This is a genomic window from Povalibacter sp. (assembly GCF_036520495.1).
Lineage (GTDB): Bacteria > Pseudomonadota > Gammaproteobacteria > Steroidobacterales > Steroidobacteraceae > Steroidobacter.
Genome location: NZ_DATDJO010000034.1, coordinates 24,910 through 48,275 on the forward strand (window position 1 = coordinate 24,910; position 23,366 = coordinate 48,275).

The 23,366-nt window shown below is 62.7% G+C and carries 20 protein-coding genes; 6 read left to right on the forward strand and 14 right to left on the reverse strand.

Annotated elements, in window-relative coordinates:
- The first annotated feature begins 37 nt into the window (after window positions 1-37).
- Entirely contained in the window at window positions 38-1,912 is a 1,875-nt protein-coding gene (locus VIZ63_RS12275) for a S8 family peptidase (protein WP_331609922.1), read from the forward strand.
- Between the two features lie 118 nt (window positions 1,913-2,030).
- On the opposite strand, the gene galU is transcribed toward VIZ63_RS12275, so the two are convergent.
- The 12 genes from galU to gyrA all read right to left on the reverse strand — a co-directional run bounded on the left by galU (window position 2,031) and on the right by gyrA (window position 15,524).
- Window positions 2,031-2,927, reverse strand: a complete 897-nt coding sequence (gene galU / locus VIZ63_RS12280; protein WP_331609923.1) for a UTP--glucose-1-phosphate uridylyltransferase GalU — start codon at window positions 2,925-2,927, stop codon at window positions 2,031-2,033.
- 154 nt (window positions 2,928-3,081) lie between these two features.
- Window positions 3,082-3,390, reverse strand: a complete 309-nt coding sequence (locus tag VIZ63_RS12285; protein WP_331609924.1) for a helix-hairpin-helix domain-containing protein — start codon at window positions 3,388-3,390, stop codon at window positions 3,082-3,084.
- 179 nt (window positions 3,391-3,569) lie between these two features.
- Window positions 3,570-3,860 (reverse strand): hypothetical protein, encoded by a 291-nt coding sequence (locus VIZ63_RS12290; RefSeq protein WP_331609925.1) that lies wholly within the window; start codon window positions 3,858-3,860, stop codon window positions 3,570-3,572.
- A 15-nt stretch (window positions 3,861-3,875) separates the two neighbouring features.
- A complete protein-coding gene (locus VIZ63_RS12295; protein ID WP_331609993.1) occupies window positions 3,876-4,256 on the reverse strand; it encodes an integration host factor subunit beta in 381 nt (126 codons plus the stop codon).
- A 24-nt stretch (window positions 4,257-4,280) separates the two neighbouring features.
- A complete protein-coding gene (gene rpsA / locus VIZ63_RS12300; protein ID WP_331609926.1) occupies window positions 4,281-5,960 on the reverse strand; it encodes a 30S ribosomal protein S1 in 1,680 nt (559 codons plus the stop codon).
- Between the two features lie 178 nt (window positions 5,961-6,138).
- Window positions 6,139-6,834: a (d)CMP kinase gene (gene cmk / locus VIZ63_RS12305; RefSeq protein ID WP_331609927.1), complete on the reverse strand. Its 696-nt coding sequence runs from the start codon at window positions 6,832-6,834 to the stop codon at window positions 6,139-6,141.
- Between the two features lie 14 nt (window positions 6,835-6,848).
- Complete coding sequence (gene aroA / locus VIZ63_RS12310) at window positions 6,849-8,162, reverse strand: 3-phosphoshikimate 1-carboxyvinyltransferase (RefSeq protein WP_331609928.1); 1,314 nt, start codon at window positions 8,160-8,162, stop codon at window positions 6,849-6,851.
- A 19-nt stretch (window positions 8,163-8,181) separates the two neighbouring features.
- The gene (hisC, locus tag VIZ63_RS12315) at window positions 8,182-9,294 is read right to left on the reverse strand and encodes a histidinol-phosphate transaminase (RefSeq protein WP_331609929.1); all 1,113 of its coding nucleotides are present in this window, start codon (window positions 9,292-9,294) and stop codon (window positions 8,182-8,184) included.
- Window positions 9,295-9,486: 192 nt separating this feature from the next.
- A complete protein-coding gene (gene pheA, locus VIZ63_RS12320) occupies window positions 9,487-10,653 on the reverse strand; it encodes a prephenate dehydratase (RefSeq protein WP_349261179.1) in 1,167 nt (388 codons plus the stop codon).
- Between the two features lie 3 nt (window positions 10,654-10,656).
- Window positions 10,657-11,826, reverse strand: coding sequence for a phosphoglycerate dehydrogenase (locus tag VIZ63_RS12325; protein ID WP_331609930.1), 1,170 nt, complete (start codon window positions 11,824-11,826; stop codon window positions 10,657-10,659).
- On the reverse strand, window positions 11,823-12,902 hold the full coding sequence (serC, locus tag VIZ63_RS12330; protein ID WP_349261184.1) for a 3-phosphoserine/phosphohydroxythreonine transaminase: 1,080 nt from the start codon (window positions 12,900-12,902) through the stop codon (window positions 11,823-11,825). The genes VIZ63_RS12325 and serC overlap by 4 nt, the downstream gene beginning before the upstream one ends.
- A gap of 39 nt (window positions 12,903-12,941) precedes the next feature.
- Window positions 12,942-15,524: a DNA gyrase subunit A gene (gene gyrA, locus VIZ63_RS12335; RefSeq protein ID WP_331609932.1), complete on the reverse strand. Its 2,583-nt coding sequence runs from the start codon at window positions 15,522-15,524 to the stop codon at window positions 12,942-12,944.
- A 271-nt stretch (window positions 15,525-15,795) separates the two neighbouring features.
- Between gyrA and VIZ63_RS12340 the strand changes: the two genes are divergently transcribed.
- The 5 genes from VIZ63_RS12340 (at window position 15,796) to VIZ63_RS12360 (ending at window position 20,983) form a co-directional block, all read left to right on the forward strand.
- Window positions 15,796-17,139 (forward strand): TRZ/ATZ family hydrolase, encoded by a 1,344-nt coding sequence (locus VIZ63_RS12340; RefSeq protein ID WP_331609933.1) that lies wholly within the window; start codon window positions 15,796-15,798, stop codon window positions 17,137-17,139.
- A gap of 9 nt (window positions 17,140-17,148) precedes the next feature.
- On the forward strand, window positions 17,149-17,856 hold the full coding sequence (gene ubiG, locus VIZ63_RS12345; protein WP_331609934.1) for a bifunctional 2-polyprenyl-6-hydroxyphenol methylase/3-demethylubiquinol 3-O-methyltransferase UbiG: 708 nt from the start codon (window positions 17,149-17,151) through the stop codon (window positions 17,854-17,856).
- A 15-nt stretch (window positions 17,857-17,871) separates the two neighbouring features.
- Window positions 17,872-19,188 carry a DNA recombination protein RmuC gene (locus VIZ63_RS12350; RefSeq protein WP_331609935.1) on the forward strand — a complete coding sequence of 439 codons (1,317 nt, stop codon included), beginning with the start codon at window positions 17,872-17,874 and terminating at the stop codon, window positions 19,186-19,188.
- 168 nt (window positions 19,189-19,356) lie between these two features.
- Entirely contained in the window at window positions 19,357-20,205 is an 849-nt protein-coding gene (locus tag VIZ63_RS12355) for a squalene/phytoene synthase family protein (protein WP_331609936.1), read from the forward strand.
- Window positions 20,206-20,236: 31 nt separating this feature from the next.
- Window positions 20,237-20,983 (forward strand): YciK family oxidoreductase, encoded by a 747-nt coding sequence (locus VIZ63_RS12360; RefSeq protein ID WP_331609937.1) that lies wholly within the window; start codon window positions 20,237-20,239, stop codon window positions 20,981-20,983.
- On the opposite strand, the gene VIZ63_RS12365 is transcribed toward VIZ63_RS12360, so the two are convergent.
- Window positions 20,955-21,917 carry a S4 domain-containing protein gene (locus VIZ63_RS12365; protein ID WP_331609938.1) on the reverse strand — a complete coding sequence of 321 codons (963 nt, stop codon included), beginning with the start codon at window positions 21,915-21,917 and terminating at the stop codon, window positions 20,955-20,957. The genes VIZ63_RS12360 and VIZ63_RS12365 overlap by 29 nt on opposite strands.
- Entirely contained in the window at window positions 21,914-22,921 is a 1,008-nt protein-coding gene (gene scpB / locus VIZ63_RS12370) for an SMC-Scp complex subunit ScpB (protein ID WP_331609939.1), read from the reverse strand. Before scpB ends, VIZ63_RS12365 begins: the two co-directional genes overlap by 4 nt.
- Window positions 22,922-23,366 lie beyond the last annotated feature (445 nt).

A 23,366-nucleotide genomic window follows, 5' to 3' on the forward strand; every position in this document is an offset into this window, starting at 1 on the left:
ACAGACTGGCCATCATCGAACCCGGCAGGTCTTCCCCATGCGACCGCTCCCAGTCACAGCGATGATCCTGCTTGCAGGCCTGAGCACTGCACCAGGGGCAACCGAATACAACGGGGTCTTCCCCAAAGCGCGCGCAAACGCCACGGACCGGATCATCGTCAAATGGAGTCGCGAGGCCGCACCTGGCGAATCCCGAGTGGAGAAAGCATCCCGTGCGAGCGGTCTGAGCATTCGCGGCAAGCAATCGCTCGACACTGCGACGGATGTGCTCAGCCTTCCGGCAACGCTGTCCGGAAGCGAACTGTCCGCTGTTCTGGAACGACTCCGCGCTGATCCGGATGTGACTTATGCATCCCCGGATTTCCGTCGGCAGGCTCACGCGCTGACCAATGATCCGTTGCTTTCCAGTCAGTGGTACCTGTTGAGCGAACAGCCCGCTGCCACGCGTACGGAAGCGGCGTGGGACATCACGACCGGCAACGCAGGCCTCGTCGTGGCTGTGCTCGACACGGGCGTGAGATTCGACCATCCCGACCTTGGACTCGCCGCGACTGCCGGCACGTTGCTTCCTGGCTACGATTTCGTTTCACGAGTCTCGGTGGCCAATGACGGTGATGCCCGCGATGCGGATCCCTCCGATCCCGGCGACTGGGTGGACGCCACTGATCGCACCCAGCCCGATCTCGGAGACTGCGATATCACGTCGAGTTCCTGGCACGGCACTCGTGTAGCGGGACTCATCGGCGCGCTCAGCAACAACGCAGAGGGAGTTGCAGGCGCGGCTTTCAACACACGCGTTCTGCCGGTTCGAGTGCTGGGCAAGTGCGGCGGGTTCGACTCGGACATCATTGCAGGAATGCGCTGGGCCGCAGGGCTGAGCGTCACCGGCGTACCCGCGAATCCTGCGCCGGCGACTGTGATCAACCTCAGTCTCGGCGGCGATGGTGTCTGCACGGCTGCATACCAGACCGCTGTGAATGAAATCACGGCGCGCGGCGTTCTGGTCGTCGCCTCTGCCGGGAATGACGGCGGTCCGGTCAGCGCGCCCGCAAATTGCGCTGGAGTTCTCGGTGTCGCGGGTATCCGCCACGTCGGTACGAAGGTGGGCTTCAGCAATCTCGGTCCGGAGCTTTCAATCGGCGCCCCCGGGGGCAATTGCATCAACATCGGACCCGGACAACCCTGCCTCTTCCCTATCGTCGTTGCCAGCAACACGGGGACGACCGTTCCCGCCGCATCGACCTACACCGATCAGATCCGCTACAACGTCGGCACGAGCTTCTCGGCTCCGCAGGCAGCCGCCGCTGTTGCCTTGATGCGTTCCGTGAACAGCCGTCTGTCACCGGCGCAAATCGTGACGCTGATCAGACGGTCCGCAACGCCCTTCCCGGTCAGCACGGACTCGACCATTCCTGCCTGTCATGTACCCGTCGGAACCAGCGACCTGCAGGCCGCCGAATGCAACTGCACGACACAGACATGCGGCGCAGGAATGTTGAACACCAGTGCGGCGGTCGCCGCGGCACAACGTCCATTCGCTGTTCTGCAGACGAGCGGCAGGGTGGCCATCGGATCGACACTGACTCTCGACGGTAGCGAGAGCGTAGCCGCTGACGACCGCACGCTCTCTTCGTATCAATGGACAGCAGAAAATATCAGCGGCACTGCGCCCATCATCGTCGCGCCTTCTCAGGCAACCACAACCCTGCAGATTGCAGGCTCGGGTGAGTTCACGTTGCGATTGACGGTCAACGACGATCAGGGCGGCCGGGACAGCGAGGTACTCGCTTTCGCGACACCAGTTTCGCCGCCAGGCAACTCCGGTGGAGGTGGTGGCGGCACCCGCTGGGAATTGCTGGGACTTGTCCTGCTGCTCAGCTCACGGCGACTCAGCAAAACGCAAGCAGCGTGATGGCGAGCTTCGGCTCTTTGTGCACTGACGTTTTCTGCAGCTCGACGTCAGATCAGCCGATCGCCGCGGCACTCCGCGTGCGAGCGGGAGGCGCGTGCTCGCTGTCGCGAGCGCGCACTTATTTTGCGCCCGGCAACCGCTTCACCAGATCTACCAGGTACTCGCTGAATTTCGTGCCGAGACTGTCGTGCTTCAGGCCAAATTCGACGGTGGCCTGGAGGTAACCGATCTTGCTGCCGCAGTCATAGCGCTTGCCCTCGAATTCATAGGCATACACGCTTTCTTCCCCCAGCAGATCCGCAATCGCATCGGTGAGTTGAATCTCACCGCCGGCACCGCGTCCAGTGCGCTCGATCTTTTCGAAAATGGTCGGCGACAACAAATATCGTCCGACGACAGCGAGGGTTGACGGCGCATTCTGCGGGCGGGGCTTTTCGACGATCTGCTTGACCTTGGAGACGCGGCCATCCGCCTCTTCCGTGGACACGATGCCGTATTTATCGGTGTCGGCGCGGGGCACGGTCTCGACACCGAGCACGCTGCCGCCACGCTCCGCGTACACATTGGCCATCTGCCGCAGACAAGGGGTCGGCGCGTCGATCAGATCGTCGGCGAGATGAACGAAGAACGGTTCGTTACCGACGACAGGCTTGGCACACCACACGGCGTGACCGAGACCCAGTGGCGACGGCTGGCGGATGTAGATGCAGCTGGCCCAGCTCGGGACGATGTCTTTCAGCGCCTTGAGCAGTTCCGCCTTGCCCTGCGCCTCGAGCGCTTCTTCCAGCTCATGATCGGTATCGAAATGATCTTCAATGGCACGCTTGGAACTGCCGGTGATAAAGACGAGCTTGCGAGCACCTGCAGCAAGCGCTTCCTCTGCGGCGTACTGGATCAGTGGTTTGTCGACGATCGGCAACATCTCCTTCGGGCTGGCCTTGGTGGCCGGAAGGAATCTCGTGCCGCGTCCTGCAACGGGAAAAACTGCCGTCCGAATCTCTGTCGACTGAATCACTGCCGCGTCTCCTTGGGTGGACGGCGGCATCATAGCGCAGGCCCCGTCCAGGCAAGATGACGCCTGTCACGTCGACAGGCGTCATTTCTTGTTGAAGGAGTTGCAACGCCCCCTGCCGTGGAAGGTTCCAGCGGGATGGGCTCGGCCGCCTTCTTCAGCCGACTTTCTTTTCCGGCGCCCCCGCTTCGACCCGGATGTTGGGACGGTTGCGCTCCAGGGTCTTGGCGCCAATGCCCTTGACCTTGCGCAGTTCGTCGGCGCTCTTGAATGAACCATTCTTGTCGCGATACGCGACGATGGCCTGTGCCTTGCTGAGGCCGATTCCCTGCAACTCCTTGGCAATGGTCGCTGCGTCAGCCTTGTTGATGTCCACCGGACCGGCCCAGGCGAGCATGGGCGCCAGGCTCGCGATCAGAACCTGGATCGACCGACGGGTCGCAACAGAAAGTTTCGAGTTCGACATTGGCTTCTCCCTGCCGTTGAAAATCACCTGAGGAAAATCATCCGATCACCTGCGTGATCGCGACTCATCCTGATCGATCGCCATCCTGGCGTGAGTGCGAATAATTCGGAGTACTGCGCAGAAATGCGCGGAAGGCGGGAGCGGCTTCCGCTCTGCGGGGATCTGCGGCACTGCCTCCTTCAACTGGCTTTCTTGCCAGCCAGGGCGCTGGAGCGTGCATTCGCCTCGGCCAGGCGCAGTGCGCGTCGCAACCGGCCTCGTTCGTTCAGCAGTTCGGCAACCCAGTAGACACGGCTAGCCAGGCCGAAAACCATGCCGACGGTAAATGCAACGACGAGGGCCAGGCCCAGTGGGGAGACCAGACGGCCGAAGGCCAGCTCGATTTCGACACGACTTGGATTCATGGCGCTGACGAGAAGCGCCAGCACGGCGGCGAGAACTATCGATCCGATTGCGAGGAAGCGCCGCATGGGTCAACTGCAGAATCAATCACGGATCGCGTTGTCGGCTCCGTCGTTGACGCGTTCACGCAGATCCTTGCCGGGCTTGAAATGAGGGACGTTCTTGCCCGAGAGCGCGACGGTTTCACCGGTCTTGGGATTGCGCCCCTGACGCGGCGGGCGGAAATGCAGCGAAAAACTGCCAAAACCACGGATCTCGATCCGCTGCCCTTGTGCCAGCGCATCGCTCATGATTTCCAGCACCTGCTTGACAGCCAGCTCGACGTCTTTCGCAGGCAGGTGCTTTTGCTTGGCTGAGATGAGCTCGATGAGTTCCGATTTGGTCATGCTCGGGCCCGTTGTTGTTCTTCCAACATCATCCGATGCAGCATCGTCTTGACCGGAAGATGCGGGGCGGGTGCACAGTCATGCGCCCGCCCCGCTAATCGGTCAGTTCGAATCCTGGCCGCCGATCTGCTCCTTGAGCAGATCGCCCAGGCTCGTTCCAGTCGAAGATTCGCCGGCGCGATAGCCCTGCACGGCTTCGTTCTCTTCGTGGATCTCCTTCGCCTTGATCGACAGCGCAATGGTGCGGGTCTTGCGATCGACGTTGGTGAAGCGGGCTTCCACTTCCTGGTCGACCTTCAGCACGGTGCGTGCATCTTCCACGCGGTCCCGTGACAGCTCGGACGCACGCAGGTGGCCTTCCACGCCGCCGCCCAGGTCGATGATCGCGCCCTTGGCGTCGACTTCACGTACCTTGCCGGTGACCATCGTGCCCTTCGGATGCTCGGCGATCCAGGTCGAGAACGGATCCTTCGCCAGCTGCTTGATGCCGAGCGAAATACGTTCACGTTCCGGATCGATCGACAGCACCATGGCTTCGACCTGCTGACCCTTCTGGTAATTGCGCACCGCTTCTTCGCCAGGGATATCCCAGGAGATGTCGGTGAGGTGCACCAGGCCATCGATGCCGCCTGCGAGGCCGACGAAGATGCCGAAGTCGGTGATCGACTTGATCTGACCGCTGACGCGATCGCCGCGGTTGAAGTTATCCGAGAAGTCCTTCCAGGGATTCGACTGGCACTGCTTGATGCCGAGAGAAATACGACGGCGCTCTTCGTCGATGTCGAGCACCATGACTTCCACTTCCTGGCCGATATGCACGACCTTCGACGGGCTGACGTTCTTGTTCGTCCAGTCCATCTCGGACACGTGCACCAGACCTTCCACGCCTTCTTCGATTTCGACGAAGCAGCCGTAGTCAGCGATGTTCGTGACCTTGCCGAACAGGCGGGTGCCGGTCGGGTAGCGACGGCCGATCTGCTGCCACGGATCGTTGCCGAGCTGCTTGATGCCGAGGCTGACGCGCTGACGTTCGCGATCGAACTTCAGGATGCGGACATCGATCTCGTCGCCCACGTTGACGACTTCCGACGGATGCTTGACGCGCTTCCACGCCATGTCCGTGATGTGCAGCAGGCCGTCGATGCCGCCCAGGTCGACGAACGCACCGTAGTCGGTGAGGTTCTTGACCGAGCCGCGCACCACTGCGCCTTCCTGCAGCTTCTCGAGCAGTTCCGAACGTTCTGCGCTGTATTCCTGTTCGACCACGGCACGACGCGAAACGACAACGTTGTTGCGCTTCTGATCGAGCTTGATGACCTTGAATTCGAGCACCTTGCCTTCGAGGTACGAAGGATCACGGACAGGACGAACGTCGACGAGCGAACCGGGAAGGAACGCGCGGACGAAATCGATCTCGACCGTGAAGCCGCCCTTGACGCGGCCATTGATGATGCCCTTGATGATTTCCTGTTTTTCGAATGCCTGTTCGAGCCGCGTCCAGGTGCGCGCGCGCTTGGCCTTCTCACGCGACAGACGGGTTTCGCCCGAACCGTCCTCGACGCTGTCCAGTGCAACTTCAACGATGTCGCCGGCGACGACTTCGATTTCGCCGCGCTCGTTCTTGAACTGGTCAACGGAGATGACAGCCTCGCTCTTGAGGCCTGCGTTCACGATGACGTAGTCGGAACCGACTTCCATCACCGTAGCATTGAGAATGGCGCCGGGCTTGATCTTCTGCGAGGCGAGGCTTTCTTCGAACAGTTGCGCAAAACTTTCGGTCATGAGTATGTCCAGGGTCAGGTGACCCGTAATCCTTGCCGTGATCCATCAACAGCGAGGGGTTGTTGCATTGAACCGCGCGTCCGGCGCGGCGCTGAAAAAAGGCCGTAGGCTCTAGGCTGTAGACTCTAGGTTCGGAAAAGCGCATCGCGCTCTTATTTCCGAACCCACAGCTCACAGCCTAGAGCCTTTGTTTCGCCGGGAACCGTTGCGCCGCCAGTTCGAGCACGCGCGCGACCACCGCATCGATGCTCATAGAAGTGGAATCTATGACCTGGGCGTCGTCGGCGGGTCGCAACGGAGCTATCGGGCGGCTTGCGTCGCGCCGATCGCGCTCGGCGATCTCCTGCGAAAGGGCGGCGAGGTTAGCACCGAGACCCTTGTCTTTCAACTGCTTATAGCGGCGTTGGGCCCGTTCCTCCGCACTCGCCGTGAGGTAGATCTTCAGGGCTGCGCCGGGAAAAATGACCGTTCCCATGTCCCGGCCATCTGCCACCAGTCCCGGCGGCTCGGCGAAGGCACGCTGCCGGGCAAGCAGAGCCGCCCTGACGGGCGGAATCGCCGCCACTTGGGACGCCCCCGCGCCGATCGCTTCGGAGCGGATATGGACGCTTACCTCGCGCCCTTCGAGCCAGATTTGCTCGTTCCCCAGGGAGTCGGCGCTGAACCGCACGTCCAGATGCGCCGCAATCGCGGCATTGGCGGGTTCGTCATCCCAGGCAATCGATCGCTCCCGGGCGGCATAAGCGACCAGCCGGTACAGCGCACCGCTGTCCAGCAGATGCCAGCCCAGGCGTTCGGCCACCAGGCGCGCCACCGTGCCCTTGCCAGACCCGCTGGGGCCGTCGATCGTCAGAACAGGTACGGCGTCAGACATCGATTTGCGGCGTCTCAGGAGTGCTGGACCAGATCCAGACCCACGGACCGGGCGGTCTGCAGGAAACCGGGGAACGAGGTCGCGACATTGGCGACATCGCCGATCTCGATCGACCCGGCGGCGCGCAGGCTCGCGACGCTGAACGACATGGCGATGCGATGGTCGCCGTGGCTTTCGATTCTGCCGCCGCTGAACGCGTGTCCGGTCGGACGGCCATGGATACGCATGCCGTCGGGCAGCACCTCGCATTGCACGCCCAGAGCCCGCAGGCCTTCGGCCATGACCGCAATCCGGTCGCTCTCCTTGACCCGCAGTTCCTCCGCGCCAGTCACGAGGGTTTCGCCCTCGGCACAGGCGGCGGCCACGAACAGGGCTGGAAACTCATCGATGGCCAGCGGCACCAGGTGCTCGGGAACGTGGATGCCCTTGAGTGTCGCGGGACGGATTTCGATATCCGCCACTGGCTCGGCGCCCGCGGAACGGTGATTGACCAGACGCAGGTCCGCGCCCATCAGCGCCAGGATATCCAGCAGGCCAGTGCGCGTCGGATTGATACCCACCCCTTTGATGGTGAGCCCCGGTCCCTTACCGATCGATCCTGCTACCAGGAAAAACGCGCTGGAAGAAAAGTCGCCAGGAACTTCGAGCGAGCAGGCCTTGAGACGCTGCGGCGGTTCCAGCCGGACCCGCCCTTCCTGTGCATCAACGGAACAGCCGAAGGCGATCAGCATGCGCTCGGTGTGATCGCGCGTTACCGCGGGCTCGACGACGGTCGTCGGTCCTTTCGCGTACAAGCCCGCCAGCAGAATCGCCGATTTGACCTGGGCGCTCGCGACCGGCAGATCGTAGTGAATACCGGACAGCGGTGCGCCGCCGCCGATCTTCACCGGCGGCTTGCCGTTGAGCGTCGCGATACGCGCGCCCATCAACCGCAGAGGCGCCGCGGCACGCTCCATCGGCCGTTGCATGAGCGAGGAGTCGCCGATCAATTCGCTGTCGAAATTCTGGCCGCTCAGCAATCCCGTCATCAGGCGCATGGCCGTACCGGAATTACCCATGTCCAGAGGATGTGCGGCAGCCTTCAGACCATGCAGCCCCACGCCATGCACCCGGACTTCGTACGGACCCGGCCGTTCGATCGTCACGCCGAGCGCGTGCATTGCCTTCATGGTGGCGAGGCAGTCCTCGCTTTCGAGAAAGCCGCGTACTTCCGTCGTGCCTTCGGCGATTCCGCCCAGCATCAACGTACGATGAGAAATCGATTTGTCGCCGGGCACGCGGACGGCACCGGCAGCGCCCTGCACGGGCTGAACTATGTAGTGGGACATCTGAACGGTAGTGACAGGACTAAAGAGCTTGGCGCAGCGCGTCGAGCATACGCCGATTCTGCTCGGGCGTTCCGACGGTAATGCGCAGGTGGGACGGCAGCTGGTAGTTGCCGACCGGACGCACGATCACTCCCTGCCGCAGCATTGACTCATACACAGAAGCGGCCGGGCGCGCGCAGTCGATGAGCAGGAAATTTCCGCGGGATGGGTAGCGACGCAGGCCAAGCTGATCCACGCCTTCCTCCAGCTGCTTGAGACCGCTGAGGTTGAGCGCAACGGATTTCTGCAGATGATCGCTGTCGTCGAGTGCAGCGCTCGCAGCGGCTAGTGCGATCGAGTTGACGTTGAACGCCTGGCGCACGCGATTGAGCATGCCGGCGATGGCGGGACTGGCCAGCGCATAACCCACCCGCAGGCCGGCGAGCCCGTAGGCTTTGGAAAATGTGCGAGTGACGATGAGATTCGGAAACTCGTTCAACCACTGGCTGCTGTCCGGGAACGTCGGGTCATCGACGTATTCGATATACGCTTCGTCCATCACGACGAGCGTCGTCGCCGGCAATCCTGCAATGAAGCGCTTGAGCGGCGCGCTCTCCACCCAGGTGCCGGTCGGATTGTTCGGGTTCGCAACGAAGACCACGCGGGTTCGTTCATTGACGAGCTGCGCCATGGCATCGAGGTCATGCCCCAGAGCCATCGGATGCTGTTCGGGAAAGGCCGCCGCAACGCGCGCGGTCGCGCCCGTCGCCTGAACCGCTATTGGATAGACCGCAAAGGCATATTGCGAATAGACCGCTTCCGTCTCCGGCGTGAGGAATGCTTCCGCAATCATCACCAGCACGTCGTTGGAACCGTTGCCGAGCGTGATCCCTTCGATGGCCCAGCCATACTTGCGCGCCAAAGCCTGCTTGAGCACGAAGCCGCCGCCATCCGGATACAGGCCGATCTCGCTCGACGCAGCGGCAATCGCCGCACGCGCCCGTGCTCCCGGGCCGAGCGGATTCTCGTTCGACGCCAGCTTGATGATGTCGCTGATGCCGTATTCGCGCTCGAGTTCCTCGATGGGCTTGCCCGGCACGTAGGGAGCCAGCGTGCGGACCGAGGGGGCGGCGAGTTGGGAGGAATCGGGCATGGGGAAGGCTAACGGGCTAACGGGCTTACTGGCTTACTGGCTTACTGGCTTACTGGCTCACTGGCTTACTGGCTTACTGGCTCACTGGCTCACTGGCTTACTGGCTCACTGGCTCACTGGTCTCTGGCCAGACCACAGTGCACCTCTTGTTCTGGCCAGGTAGCCAGTTAGCCCGTAGGCCAGTTGGCCTCATCACAGTACCGCACTCGGATACGACCCCAGCACCCGAAACAGCGAGGCCTCTTTCTTCAGCGCCTCGAGCGCCTCCTTCAGCGGCGATTCGCTGGAGTGACCCAGCACGTCGATGAAGAACACGTAGTCCCATTTGTGTTTGCGCGATGGTCGCGACTCGATACGGGTCATGCTGATGTTGTTGCGGGCCAGCGGTGCGAGCAGCCGGTGCAGCGTACCGGGCGATTGCGTATCGCCTGCGGAGAACAGCAAGGTGGTCTTGTCGGAACCGCTCGCGTTGAAGAGTTTGCGGCCGATCACCAGAAAGCGCGTGGTGTTGTCCGGGCGATCCTCGATGTCGTGCGCGATGAGGTTCAGACCATAGACTTCGGCTGCGGTCTGGCCGGCGATGGCGGCAGTGCCCTCCTCGTCCCGCGCCCGACGGGCCGCCTCGGCGTTGCTGCTGGCCGTGATGCGCTCGATACCGGGCAGATGCTCATCCAGCCATTGACGGCATTGCGCCAGCGATTGCTGATGCGAAACCACGCGCGAAATCTGCGGCAGCCCCTGCATCCTGCCCATCAGGTGCTGGTGAATGCGCAGTTCGACCTCGCCACAGATCTTGAGCGGCGAGACCAGGAACATGTCGAGCGTGTGATTGACCGTGCCCTCGGTGGAATTCTCGATGGGCACCACGCCGAAATCGGCATGACCGGCCTGCACTTCCTCGAATACTTCGCGAATCTCACCCATCGGCAACGCGCGCACCGAATGACCGAAGTGCTTCAGCACGGCCTGCTGCGAGAATGTGCCCTCGGGACCAAGGAACGCCACTTTGAGCGGCTCCTCCTGCGCGAGGCAGGCGGACATGATTTCCCGGAACAGACGGACGATCTCTTCGTTGCGCAGCGGACCCTGATTGCGCTCGATCACCTTGCGCAGCACCTGCGCTTCGCGCTCGGGGCGATAGAAGTCGGCGGTATGCATGCCCTGCGCCGTCTTGCTGGCGCCGACCTGCTGCGCGACGCTCGCGCGTTCGTTCAGCAGCTGATGAATCTGCTCATCGATGCTGTCGATACGAGTGCGGAAAGACTGGATATCGGCGGAATGCACTGCCTTGTCCGGCGCCGGCCTGGCCTTCGGCTTCGGCTTCGATTTCGTCGCCTTTTTCTTCGATCCCGCTTTCATGACCTACACTTTTCTGACGTTGAGCACGCCTTCGATGCCCCGCAACTTTGCGACGACGTCGTCGGGAACTGCGCCGTCGATATCGATCAGCGTGTACGCCAGATCACCCCGCGACTTGTTCAGCAGATCCGCGATGTTCAGATTCGCGCTGGCGAGCGCTGTCGAGATCTGGCCGACCATGTTGGGAACGTTCTCGTTGGAGACGGCCACGCGCGTCGCACCCGGCGTACGCGGCAGCACTGCCTCCGGGAAATTGACGCTGTTGCGCACATTGCCGTTCTCGAGGAAGTCGCGCAGCGTATCCGCCACCATCACTGCACAGTTCTCTTCCGCTTCGCCGGTCGATGCGCCCAGATGCGGCAGCGCGACGACCTTCGCATGATCCTTCAGCAGATTCGACGGGAAGTCGCAGATGTACGCGCCGAGCTTGCCGGCGTTGAGCGATTCGAGCACCGCGGCCTCATCGACGATGCCAGCGCGCGCGAAGTTGAGAATCACGCCCTGCTCCTTGAGCAGGCGCAGCCGGTTTGCATTGACCAGCTGGCGGGTCGCCTCGATCAGCGGCACGTGCACCGTGATCATGTCGCAGCGTGAAAAAAGATCGTCCAGCGACAGCGCCTGTTCGACTCCGGAAGACAGCTGCCATGCACGCTGCACGGTGATCTGCGGGTCGAAGCCCAGCACTCGCATGCCCAGCCCATGCGCGGCATTGGCAACCTCGACGCCGATCGCGCCGAGTCCGATGACACCCAGTGTACGGCCCGGCAATTCGTAGCCAACGAACTTCTTCTTGCCCTTCTCGACGATCGCGTCGAGTTCGTCATCGCTGCTTTTCAGGCTGCGAACGTATTCCCAGGCCTGGCAGATGTTGCGGGCCGCGAGGAACATGCCGGCAATCACCAGCTCCTTCACCGCATTGGCATTCGCTCCGGGCGCGTTGAACACCGGAATGCCGCGCCTGGAAAGCTTGCTGACCGGAACGTTGTTCGTTCCCGCACCCGCGCGGGCAACGGCTATCACGCTCGCTGGAATCGTCATCTCGTGCATGTCGGCGGAACGCAGCAACACTGCATCGGGGTGACCGATCTCGGAGGCCACCTCGTAACGATCGCGGGGCAGCCGCTCCAGCCCACGGACGGAGATGTTGTTGAGCGTGAGAACCCGGAAGCTCATCCGTGCTTCCTGGCGAACTCGCCCATGAAGTCGACCAGTGCGCGCACGCCTTCGATCGGCATCGCGTTGTAGATGCTGGCGCGCATGCCGCCGACCGAGCGATGGCCTTCGAGGGTGACGAGTCCGGCGCTCTTTGCTTCGGATAGGAACGTCTTGTCCAGCTCGGCATTGGCCAGTATGAACGGCACGTTCATCCAGGAGCGCGCGTCCTTCGCCACCGGGTTCCTGTAGAAGCCGGAGGAATCGATCGCGTTGTAGAGCAGCTCGGCTTTCGCGCGATTGCGCTCACCCATGGCCGCGAGTCCGCCATTGCGCTTCAGCCACTGGAACACGAGCCCCGCCAGATACCACGCGAATGTCGGCGGCGTGTTCAGCATCGAACCTTCCTTCGCCATCGCCGCGAAATCCATGAACGCGGGCGTACCAGATCGCGCTCTGCCGATCAGATCGTCGCGCACGATGACGAGCGTCAGGCCAGCAGGCCCGATGTTCTTCTGCGCACCGGCGTAAATGAGGCCGAACTTGCTGACATCGATCGGTCGCGACAGGATCGTCGACGACATGTCGGCCACCAGCGGCACATTGCCGGCATCGGGAACGAAGTGGAACTCGACGCCGCCGATGGTCTCGTTCGGCGTGTAGTGCAGATAGGCGGCGTTGGGCGTGCGCTTCCAGCCCGATTCGGCGGGAATGGACGCATACGGCTCGCCCGCGTCGGCTGCGACGTTGACCTTGGCGTAGTGCTTCGCTTCGCCAATTGCCTTCTTGGACCAGGCACCCGTATTGACGTAATCGACGGTGCTGTCAGGCGTAGCGAGATTCAGAGGAATTCCGGCGAACTGCGCCGTCGCGCCGCCCTGCAGGAACAGCACCTTGTAGTTCGCCGGCACGTTCAACAGCTCGCGCACATCGGCTTCGGCCGTTTCGGCGATCGAGACGAAGGCCTTGCCGCGATGGCTCATTTCCATCACGGACATGCCCGTACCACGCCAGTCGAGCATTTCCTCGCGGGCTTGCTCGAGCACTTCCTGGGGCAGAACGGCGGGACCGGGACTGAAGTTGTAGACGCGCATGATTAACGGTTCATCTGAGTAATCGGAATGAGCAGGAACTGACTATTCGACGGAGTCGCCGGAGTCGCCGCCTTCTTCGCCCTCGCCGCCTTCGGCAATGATGCGTTCCAGGCCGACGAGACGATCGCCTTCGTCGAGACGGATCAGGCGCACACCCTGGGTATTGCGACCCTGCTCCGAGACTTCGCTGGATGGCGTACGTACCAGCGTGCCGCCGGAGCTGATGAGCATGATTTCATCGTCCGGGCGAACCAGCAGCGCGCCGACCACCCGGCCATTGCGCTCGGTAACCTGCAGCGCGATGACGCCCTGTCCGCCGCGGCCATGCACCGGGAAGTCGACGATGGGCGTGCGCTTGCCGTAGCCGTTTTCGGATGCCACCAGCACAGTGCCTGCCTCGTCGACGATGATCAGCGAGATCACTTCCTCGTTCTCGCCATCGGGCAAGCGGATGCCGCGTACGCCCGCAGCATTGCGCCCCATCGGGCGAACATCGTTTTCATCGAAGCGGATAGCCTTGCCGCTGCTCGAACACAGGATGATGTGCTTGCTGCCGTCCGTGATGTCGACGCCCACCAGCCGGTCGTTCTGATCGAGTTCGATCGCGATGATGCCGGCCTGTCGCGGACGCGAGAACGCGTCGAGGGAAGTCTTCTTCACGGTGCCGTTGGCGGTCACCATGAAGACGAACTTGTTCTCTTCGAACTCGTGTATCGGCAGCACTGCATTGATGCGCTCGCCTTCCTGCAGCGGCAGCAGATTCACGATCGGCTTGCCGCGCGATCCGCGGCTTGCCTGCGGCAGCTGATACACCTTCAGCCAGTACAGCTTGCCGGTGCTGGAGAAGCACAGCAGCGTGTCGTGCGTGTTGGCGACGAAGAGCTTGTCGATGAAATCTTCGTCCTTGACCGCCGTTGCCGCCTTGCCGCGGCCACCGCGCCGCTGCGCCTGATAAGCGGTTACGGGCTGTGCTTTGGCATAACCGCCGTGCGACAACGTAACGACCACGTCCTGCTGCTCGATCAGGTCCTCCATGGTGAGATCGGAGTAGTCCTGATTGATCTCGGTGCGGCGCTTGTCGCCGTACTTGGCGAGAATATCCTCGAGCTCGGCGCGGATCACGATGAGCAATCGCTCCGGACGCGCGAGGATGTCTTCGAGGTCGCGGATCTGCTCCAGCAGTTCCTGGAACTCGGTCCAGATCTTGTCCTGCTCGAGTCCGGTGAGCCGGTGCAGCCGCAGTTCCAGGATCGCCTGGGCCTGCACGTCCGACAGACGGTAGCCGTCCTCGACCAGGCCGAATTCCGCCGCCAGCCCTTGCGGCCGCGTAACGACCTGTCCTGCCCGCTCGAGCATCTGCGGCACGGAGCCGGATGACCAGCGGCGCTCCATCAAGGCGACCTTCGCCTCCGCCGGCGTCGGCGACGCCTTGATGACTGCGATCACCTCATCGATGCTGGCGAGCGCGACCGCCTGCCCTTCCAGGATGTGCGCCCGGTCCCGGGCCTTGCGCAGGTCGTAAATCGTGCGCCGAGTGACCACTTCGCGGCGATGGCGCAGGAATGCATCCAGCATTTCCTTGAGACTGAGCAGTTTCGGCTGGCCTTCCTGCAAGGCGACCATATTGATGCCGAAGACACTCTCCAGCGGCGTGTGCTTGTAGAGATTATTGAGCAGCACGTCCGCCACTTCGCCGCGCTTGAGCTCGATGACGATGCGCATGCCGTCCTTGTCGGACTCGTCGCGCAGACCGTCGCCGGCGATGCCGTCAATGACCTTTTCACGGACCAGCTCGGCAATGCGCTCGATCAGGCGCGCCTTGTTCACCTGGTACGGCAACTCGGTGACGATGATGGCCTGCCGGCCTTTTTCATCTTCCTCGATGTTGGTGCGGCCGCGCACATAGATGCGGCCACGGCCCGTGAGATAGGCATTCACGATTTCCCGCGAGCCATTGATGATGCCGCCGGTCGGAAAATCGGGGCCCGGAATATGCTGCATCAGCGCAGCAATCGGCAGATCCGGATCGTCGATCAGCGCAATGCAGGCGCTGACGACTTCATTGAGATTGTGCGGCGGAATGTTCGTCGCCATGCCGACGGCAATTCCCGACGAGCCGTTGATCAGCAGGTTGGGAACCCGCGTCGGCATGACGGTGGGCTCCTGCTCCTTGCCGTCGTAGTTGTCGACGAAATCCACCGTCTCGCGATCGATGTCAGCCAGCAGTTCGGACGCCAGCGACGTCATGCGGCACTCGGTATAACGATAGGCCGCCGGCGCGTCGCCATCGATGGAGCCGAAGTTGCCCTGGCCATCCACGAGCATGTAGCGCATGGAGAAGCCCTGGGCCATGCGCACCAGCGCGTCATAGGCCGAGGTATCGCCGTGCGGGTGGTACTTGCCGAGCACGTCTCCGACCACGCGCGCGCACTTTACGTACGGGCGCGAATGCACGTTATTGCTCTCGTGCATGGCAAACAGGATGCGCCGGTGGACCGGCTTCAGACCGTCGCGGACGTCCGGCAGCGCACGCCCGACAATGACGCTCATCGCATAGTCGAGATACGACTTGCGCATCTCGTCTTCGAGGTTGACGTGCAGAATTTCGCGCGCGATTTCAGCCATGCTGTGAGATTCGACTCGTTTGAAACCGCGGCGCGGCGCTGCAGCTCCTCCGCCAATGGATGAGTCTGCGAACCACGACACGGTCAGTTTCTACCCCGCGCAGCGATCGGTGGCCCTGTCGATATCGAGGGCAATCCGAAGGACAAACCTTAGGGTAATGAAGTGACAAATAGTAACACAGCAGCGCGCTTCACCGAACTGTCGGGGGGTCTCGCAAGCTATACTTTCGGCTGCCTCCCGCATCACCCGTTTTGAGACTTCCGGAACCCGCATGGAACACGTCGACACGCTGATCACGGCGCGCTGGATCGTTCCAGTCGAGCTCGTTCCAGTCGGGACCCGGAGCCGCGTGCTCGATCATCACGCCATCGCGATCCGCCAGGGGCGGATCGTGGCCATCGAGCCTGAAGCAGTGGCCCGCACACGCTTCAGCGCCGACCAATTGATCGAACGACCGTCGCACGTGCTGCTGCCCGGATTGATCAACGCTCATACCCACGCTGCCATGACGCTGCTGCGCGGCGCAGCCGAAAGCCCTGCGCTCGATCACTGGCTGAAGGCGCAGGTCTGGCCGCTCGAAAAGCGCTGGGTCGATGCCGAATACGTGCGTGACGGAACGGAACTGGCGATCGCCGACATGCTGACCAGCGGCACGACCTGTTTTGCCGACATGCACCTGTTTCCGGAGGTGGTGGCACAGACCGCGTCGTCCGCACGCATACGCGCCTGTATCGGACTGCCGGTCATCGATCAGCCGACGGTCTGGGCCGATTCCGTCGACGAATACCTGAGTAAAGGCCTGCAGCTGCACGACGACTATCGCGACGACCCCCTCATCACGACGTCCCTTGCGCCCTACGCAGCACATGCGGTCAGCGATGCGACGCTGACACGCGTGCGACGCGCAGCCGACGAAATCGACCTGCCGATGACGATGCATGTGAATGAGAGCCACACGCAGGTCGTGCGCAATGGCGAACGGACGCTGGCTCGCCTCGACCGCCTCGGCCTGCTCTCGCCGCTGCTGTCGGCGGTGCACATGGTGCATCTGAACCAGGACGATCTGGACCTGGCGTCACGTTCCGGTCTCACCGTCGTGCATTGTCCGCAATCGAATCTCAAGCTGGGCAACGGCGTCTGCCCGATACGGGCCCTGCGCGCCCGCGGGGTCAATATCGCGCTCGGCACCGACGGTGCGGCAAGCAACAATGACCTGAGTCTGCTCGATGAAATGCGCACTGGCGCGCTGCTCGAAACCGGCGTGATCACGTGGCAGATGGACGGTTCGCTGCCCATGACCGCGCACGACTGGCTCCGCGCAGCAACCCTGGGCGGCGCGCAGGCGCTGGGCCTGAGCGATTCGATCGGCTCGCTGGTTCCGGGCAAATGGGCAGACCTGTGCAGCATCGATCTCGCCCGGCCGCACTCACAGCCGGTCTACGATCCCGTCGTCAACATCGTTCATTCGATTTCCCGCGACCAGGTCACCGATGTGTGGGTCGCCGGCCGGCGCTTGCTGGCTGACGGCCGTTTGACGCAAATGGATCCCGTCGACCTGATGCAGCGCGCCCGCGGCTGGCAGCAACGCATCGCAGCGACCCGTACTGATGATTAGAGTGACGCCATGATTCCAGCGAGCAATCACGATCCTGCGGAAATCGCCCGCTTCGATGCCACGGCACAACGCTGGTGGGATCCGCACGGCGAATTCAGACCATTGCATGTACTCAACCCGGTGCGCCTCGATTACATCGACGAGCGCGTCGGCGGACTGGCAGACAAACGCGTTCTCGATGTCGGCTGCGGCGGCGGCTTGCTGAGTGAAGCCATGGCTCGCCGCGGCGCCAACGTCACCGGCATCGATCTCGGCACGGCGACGATCGAAGTGGCAGAACTGCACGCGCTCGAAGCCGGCGTGCCCGTTGGCTATCTGCGGGAATCGGCCGAAGATCACGCCGCGCATTCACCGGGTGTTTACGACGTCGTGACCTGCCTGGAGATGCTGGAACACGTCCCCGAACCGGCCAGCGTACTGCGTGCCCTGCACACACTGGTGAAGCCCGGCGGTGACGTCGTCGTCTCGACGCTCAACCGCAACCTGAAATCCTGGTTGCTCGCCATCGTCGGCGCCGAGTACGTCATGGGATTGCTGGAGCGCGGCACTCATACCTACTCATGCTTCATCCGTCCGTCCGAACTCGCCCGCTGGTCGCGCGGCGCCGATCTCGTCATGTGCGACATCGCGGGCCTCGACTACGATCCGCTCCGCGAAAAGGCTGCACGCAGCAGCAACGTCGATGTGAACTACATGATGCACCTGAGGCCCGCCTGAGAGCAGGAAGAACTGTTGACCAGCTATCCGTTCCTGATTCCCGCGCTCTGCCTGATCGTCGGCGTGCTGCTGGGCTCCCTTGTCGTTTCGCTGCGTTTGCGCAAGCGAGCCGAAGCCGTGCACCTCGAGCTGGCAGTACTGCGCGCGCAGCTCAAGTCGGAAGAACAGATCGAGCGCGAGCGCCAGACGTCGCTCGATCGCGCGATGGAGCGCCTGCAATCGTCATTCGATTCGGTGGCGGGTCAGTCACTGCGCTCGAACAGCGAAGTGTTCCTGAAACTGGCGCGCGAGCATCTGGGCCAGCACCAGCAAACCGCCGTCAGCGCACTCGCACAGCGCGAAAAGGCCATCGAGGCCATGCTGACGCCCATCCGCGAGGCACTCGGCAAGACCGAGCAGCAGATGCAGCGGATCGAAAAGGAACGCGCCGAGAGCTTCGGCAGCCTGCGCACCTCGCTGGAAGCCGTCACGCTCGGCCAGCAGGCCCTGCAGCGAGAAACGCGCACGCTGGTGAATGCATTGCGTCGGCCGGAAGTGCGCGGCCAGTGGGGCGAAATGACGCTGCGGCGCCTGGCCGAGCTGTCCGGAATGGTCGAGCACTGCGACTTCAGCGAGCAGGTGCATGTCCGTACCGTCGACGGCGCGCTGCGCCCCGACATGATCGTGCACATGCCTGATGGCCGCGACCTGGTCGTCGACGTCAAGACGCCGCTCGATGCCTATCTCGAAGCGGTCGATGCAGTCACCGACGAGCAGCGCGGCATCGCATTGCGCCGTCATGCGCAGGCGGTCGGCGAACGTGTGCGCCAGCTGGGCTCCAAGAATTACTGGAGCCAGTTCGAGAACAGTCCCGATTTCGTCATCCTGTTCGTGCCGGGCGATCAGTTCCTGTCCGCCGCGCTCGCCGAGCAGCCGAACCTGCTCGAAGACGCCATCCGGCAGAACGTCATCATTGCGACGCCGTCCAGTTTCGTCGCCCTGCTGAAGACCGTTGCCTATGGCTGGCGTCAGACCGCACTCGCCCAGAACGCGGAAACCATCCGTACGCTGGCCGAAGATCTGTACAAACGACTCACCGTCTTCACCGGCCACCTGAGCCGCCTCGGCCGCAACCTGGGCCTGGGCGTGGATGCTTTCAACAGCGCGGTCGGCTCACTCGAACGGCAGGTGCTGCCGGGCGCACGCAAATTCACCGAACTGGGCGTCCGTCCCGAGAAGGAACTCGAGTCGGTCGAGCCCATCGACAAACTCGCGCGCGACCCACAGCTGCGCGAGCCCGAGAGCCAGCTCGAACTCAATGGCATCCCGGATAATTCCCCGGATCCAAAGTAACCGCAAAGAACGCATAGAACGCAAAGCTGGATAGGGGAAAGTACACCTTCAAGGAGGTGGCATAGCCTCTCTCGAAACAATCGATCATCCGTCTTTGCGCTCTATGCGTTCTTTGCGGTTACTCTTTTCTTTTTCTTTTCGGACAAAGCGTTTTTTGCGGTCAATCCTGTGCCCTCCTCCCTTCTCGACGACTCACAAATCAATCGCGCCGCGCCGACGGGCTCGATGCGCTACTTCGCGTTGCTCTACACACCGCCGGAGAAACGCGATGCCGTGACGGCGCTCTACGTCATCGATGCCGAGATCCGCGAATCGGCGCAGAGCGCGAATCACGATGTCGCGCATACGCGCCTGCAATGGTGGCGCCAGGAGATCGACCGGCTGGTGAACAACAATGCACAGCATCCGGCGACACGGATTCTCGGCGCGCTCGCTGACGTGGATCGCAAGCAATTCGCGCGACTCCATGAGCTCATCGTCGCCGCGGACATGGACTTGGCGCGCATGACCTATCTGAACGCCAGGGAACTGCGCGCCTACAGCGCACGCAGCGGCGGCACCGTGCAGGAGCTCATCGCGATCGTGATGTCTGCCGGCCCGGTTGCCGATCCGATGATCGTGGCGGCGAACCGCATGGGCATCGGCATCCGGCAGGCGGAGATGCTGCGTGATGTTCGCCAGGACGCCTATGAAGGCAGGCTTTACCTGCCACTCGAAGACCTGCAGCGAACGGGTGTGAGCATCGACGATCTGCGCGCCAGGACGATCAGTCAGAATGTCCGCGCCACCCTGACGAACTTCCGCTCGCTGACCCTGCCAGATCTTGCGGTTCCTGCGGCTGACCTGACGCCGACGGCCAAGGCATACTTGCGTCCCGTCATCATCCTGGCGACATTGCATCGACGTCTGCTGGATCGGATCGCCGGCAGCAACTACGACGTTGCCACCCAGCGGATCGAACTCGGCCCCATCGAGAAACCGTGGACCGCATGGCGCGCAGCCAGAAGCGCTGGCTGAAATTTCCTTTCTGAACGGCACATTCCCCAACATGCTCGACCCCCGCACCTACACCCCCTCGCCTGATCTGCTGCGCGATCGCGTCATTCTCATTACCGGCGCCAGCGACGGCATCGGCCGCGCGGTCGCACTGGCCGCTGCCGCACACGGTGCCAGCGTCATCCTGCACGGTCGCAATGTGAAACGACTCGAGGCCGTCTACGACCAGATCGTCGCGGCCAACCAGCCGCGTCCGTCGATCCTGCCGCTCGACCTGGAGAAGGCCGGATCCGCGGAGTACGACGCGCTCATTACGGCGCTGGAAAAGGAGTTCGGCCGACTCGACGTGCTGCTGCACAACGCCGGCATGCTCGGCGAGCGAGCGCCCGTCGAGCACTACGATGTGGCGAAATGGATGCGTACGATGCACGTCAACGCCAACGTGCCCTTCGTTCTCACGCAGCGGTGCCTGCCCCTGTTACGTCGCTCGCCGGATGCCTCGATCGTCTTTACATCGAGCGGCGTGGTGCCGAATCCGCGGGCGTTCTGGGGAGCCTATCTCGTGTCGAAATGGGCCAGCGATGGACTGATGCACCTGCTCGCAGACGAACTGGAGCAACCCGGCATTCGCGTCAACAGCATCAACCCGGGCAAGGTGCGCACGAACATGCGGCTGCAGGCCTATCCGGCCGAGGACCGGTCGCTGCTGGCCGATCCGGCAGCGATCGTGGCGCCTTATCTCTACCTGTTCGGCCCCGACAGCAAGGGCGTCAGCGGCCAGACCGTTTCTTGCCAGTAGATTTACGCGGACGGGACGCGCCTGCGCTGCGCGTCTCCCCTCGTTCGTACTTTTCCGCGGGCTCCGCCGAACGCACCGAGCGCTTGGCGGGCTTGCGCTGACGATCGGCTGCAACCCGGGGAGCACGGGTGCGACGCATCTCGGGCACCGGCTTGGTCAGCCCGGCCAATTCATAGAGCCGATCCACCAGATGCTCGGGAAGCGGCTGGTGCTTGCCTCGCGGCAGACCGCGGGGCAGCTCCATACCGGCATACTTCAACTGGATCACACGACTGACCTTGAGACCCTGAATTTCGAAGAGCGCGCGCACCGCCGCCCGAAGATGCGAATGTGACGCTTCAACGCGGAACCAGCGATTCGTCCCCTCGCCACCGGCCGACTCGATGCTTTCGAAGGCGACGGTCTGATCGTTGAACTGCACCGTGCGGGGCAGGCTTGCAGGATCGAATTCGGGTGTCGGCACCAGAACACGGGCCACGTAGGTCGATGGGATCCGTTCCGACCGCCGACGCAACGCATCGGCGAGTCGACCGTCGCTGGTGAGCACGAGCAAGCCGCTATCGCCGGGCTGCATGGTATTGATCACCAGCCAACGTGAGCCGCGAACCACCGGAAGCCGTTCCATGACGGTCTGTTCGATCGCAGTCTCAGCTGCCGCATCTGCCTGCGCCTGGACCGGCTGACCCTGCGGTTTGTGATACAGCAGAACCGCAGCCTTGCCAGCGGCGCGCAGACGCGCAGTCACATCCTGGCCATCCACGCTGACCCGATCACCCTCCTTGAAGCGGTCACCGGGCTGGGCCGGTCGCCCATTCAGTAGTACACGTCCGGCGAGCATCCACTTCTCGACTTCGCGACGCGAGCCAAGACCATGGTGCGCCAGGAGCTTGTGCAGACGCTCGGATTCTTCACGCATCGAGGGGGATAGCTTCACTCGGATACCGGCTCGCGCACTGCGCGATCCTCTGCGTCCGGATCGGATTCCGCGGACGCGACCAGCGTCGAACGGTCGACCTCGTCGCCTTCGCTTTCGTCCTCCGTGACTTCGTCGCCTTCATCGCCGTCAGCGGACAGCTCGCCTTCGGATTCGACGTCGATTCCTGCATCGACTTCGGTTGTGTCGTCGGCCACCTCGACTGCCTCATCTTCGGCGATTGTCTCGCCGTCTGCGGCCACCTCTTCTTCGACGATCGCTTCGCTTTCGGCGGCTACCTCGCTGCCTGCGACAGCTTCGCCTTCCGCGACTGGTTCACCTTCCACAGCTGCCTCACCTTCTGCGATTGATTCGTCTTCTGCAGCTGCTTCACCTTCAGCAACTGGTTCACCTTCGCCTTCTCCAGCTGCTTCACCTTCTGCCACGGCGGACTGTGCACCCTGGCCACCCGGCAACTCGAGCTGCACGCCGATGTTCTCGACGTCCTGCAGATCCGCAAGCGTGGGCAACTGATCGAGACTCTTCAGGCCGAAGTAGTCGAGGAAGTCACGAGTCGTACCGAGCAGTTCGGGACGGCCGGGCACTTCGCGATGACCGACGGTGCGAATCCAGTTGCGCTCCTGCATGGTGCGCATGATCGTCGAACTGATCGACACACCACGGATCTCTTCGATTTCGCTGCGGGTGATCGGCTGCCGATAGGCGACCAGCGCCAGCGTCTCGAGCAATGCGCGCGAGTAGCGCGACGGACGTTCCTGCCACAGGCGGGACACGATCTCGGCATAGCGCGGGCGGACCTGAATGCGCCAGCCGCTGGCAACTTCAATCAGTTCGATGCCGCGCGTCTCGTAGTCCGCGACCAGCAGAACCATCGCTGCCTGCAACTGTTCCGGCGTCGGACGCTCACGTTCCTCGAAAAGATCCAGCAACTGCTGCGTGGTCACCGGACGACCTGCCGCCAGCAACGTGGCTTCGATGGCGTGTTTGAGATCCTGTTCGTTCATTGATTTCTCACTCTGTCAGCGCGCCTGCCGGCGGCGCCGATTCACTCTTCGTGTGAATTGCGTGGAGCCGGTTCGGAGCCAGTCCCGTCCGCGACATCCGTCGCATTGTCGATGTCGCCTGCAGCAGGCGTCACGCTGTCACTCTCGGGCGACTCGTCGACCGGGTCCGACGTCGAATCGATGACGACCTGTGCGTGCGCGTCCACAACCTCCGGTTGGGCAACTTCAGTTTTGGCGGCTTCCAGCTCGGCGGCTTCCAGCTCGGCAAGCTCAAGCTCAAGAGCCTTCAGCTCCGCAGCTTCGGAATCGAAAGCCTCGGGTTCGACAACCTCGATAGCAGCAGCCTCAGACTCGACTGTCACAAGCTCGGCGACTTCGGGTTCGGTGGTCTCCAACTCGACGGCTGCTTCAGCCTCAATGGCTACACGCTCTGCAACTTCAGACT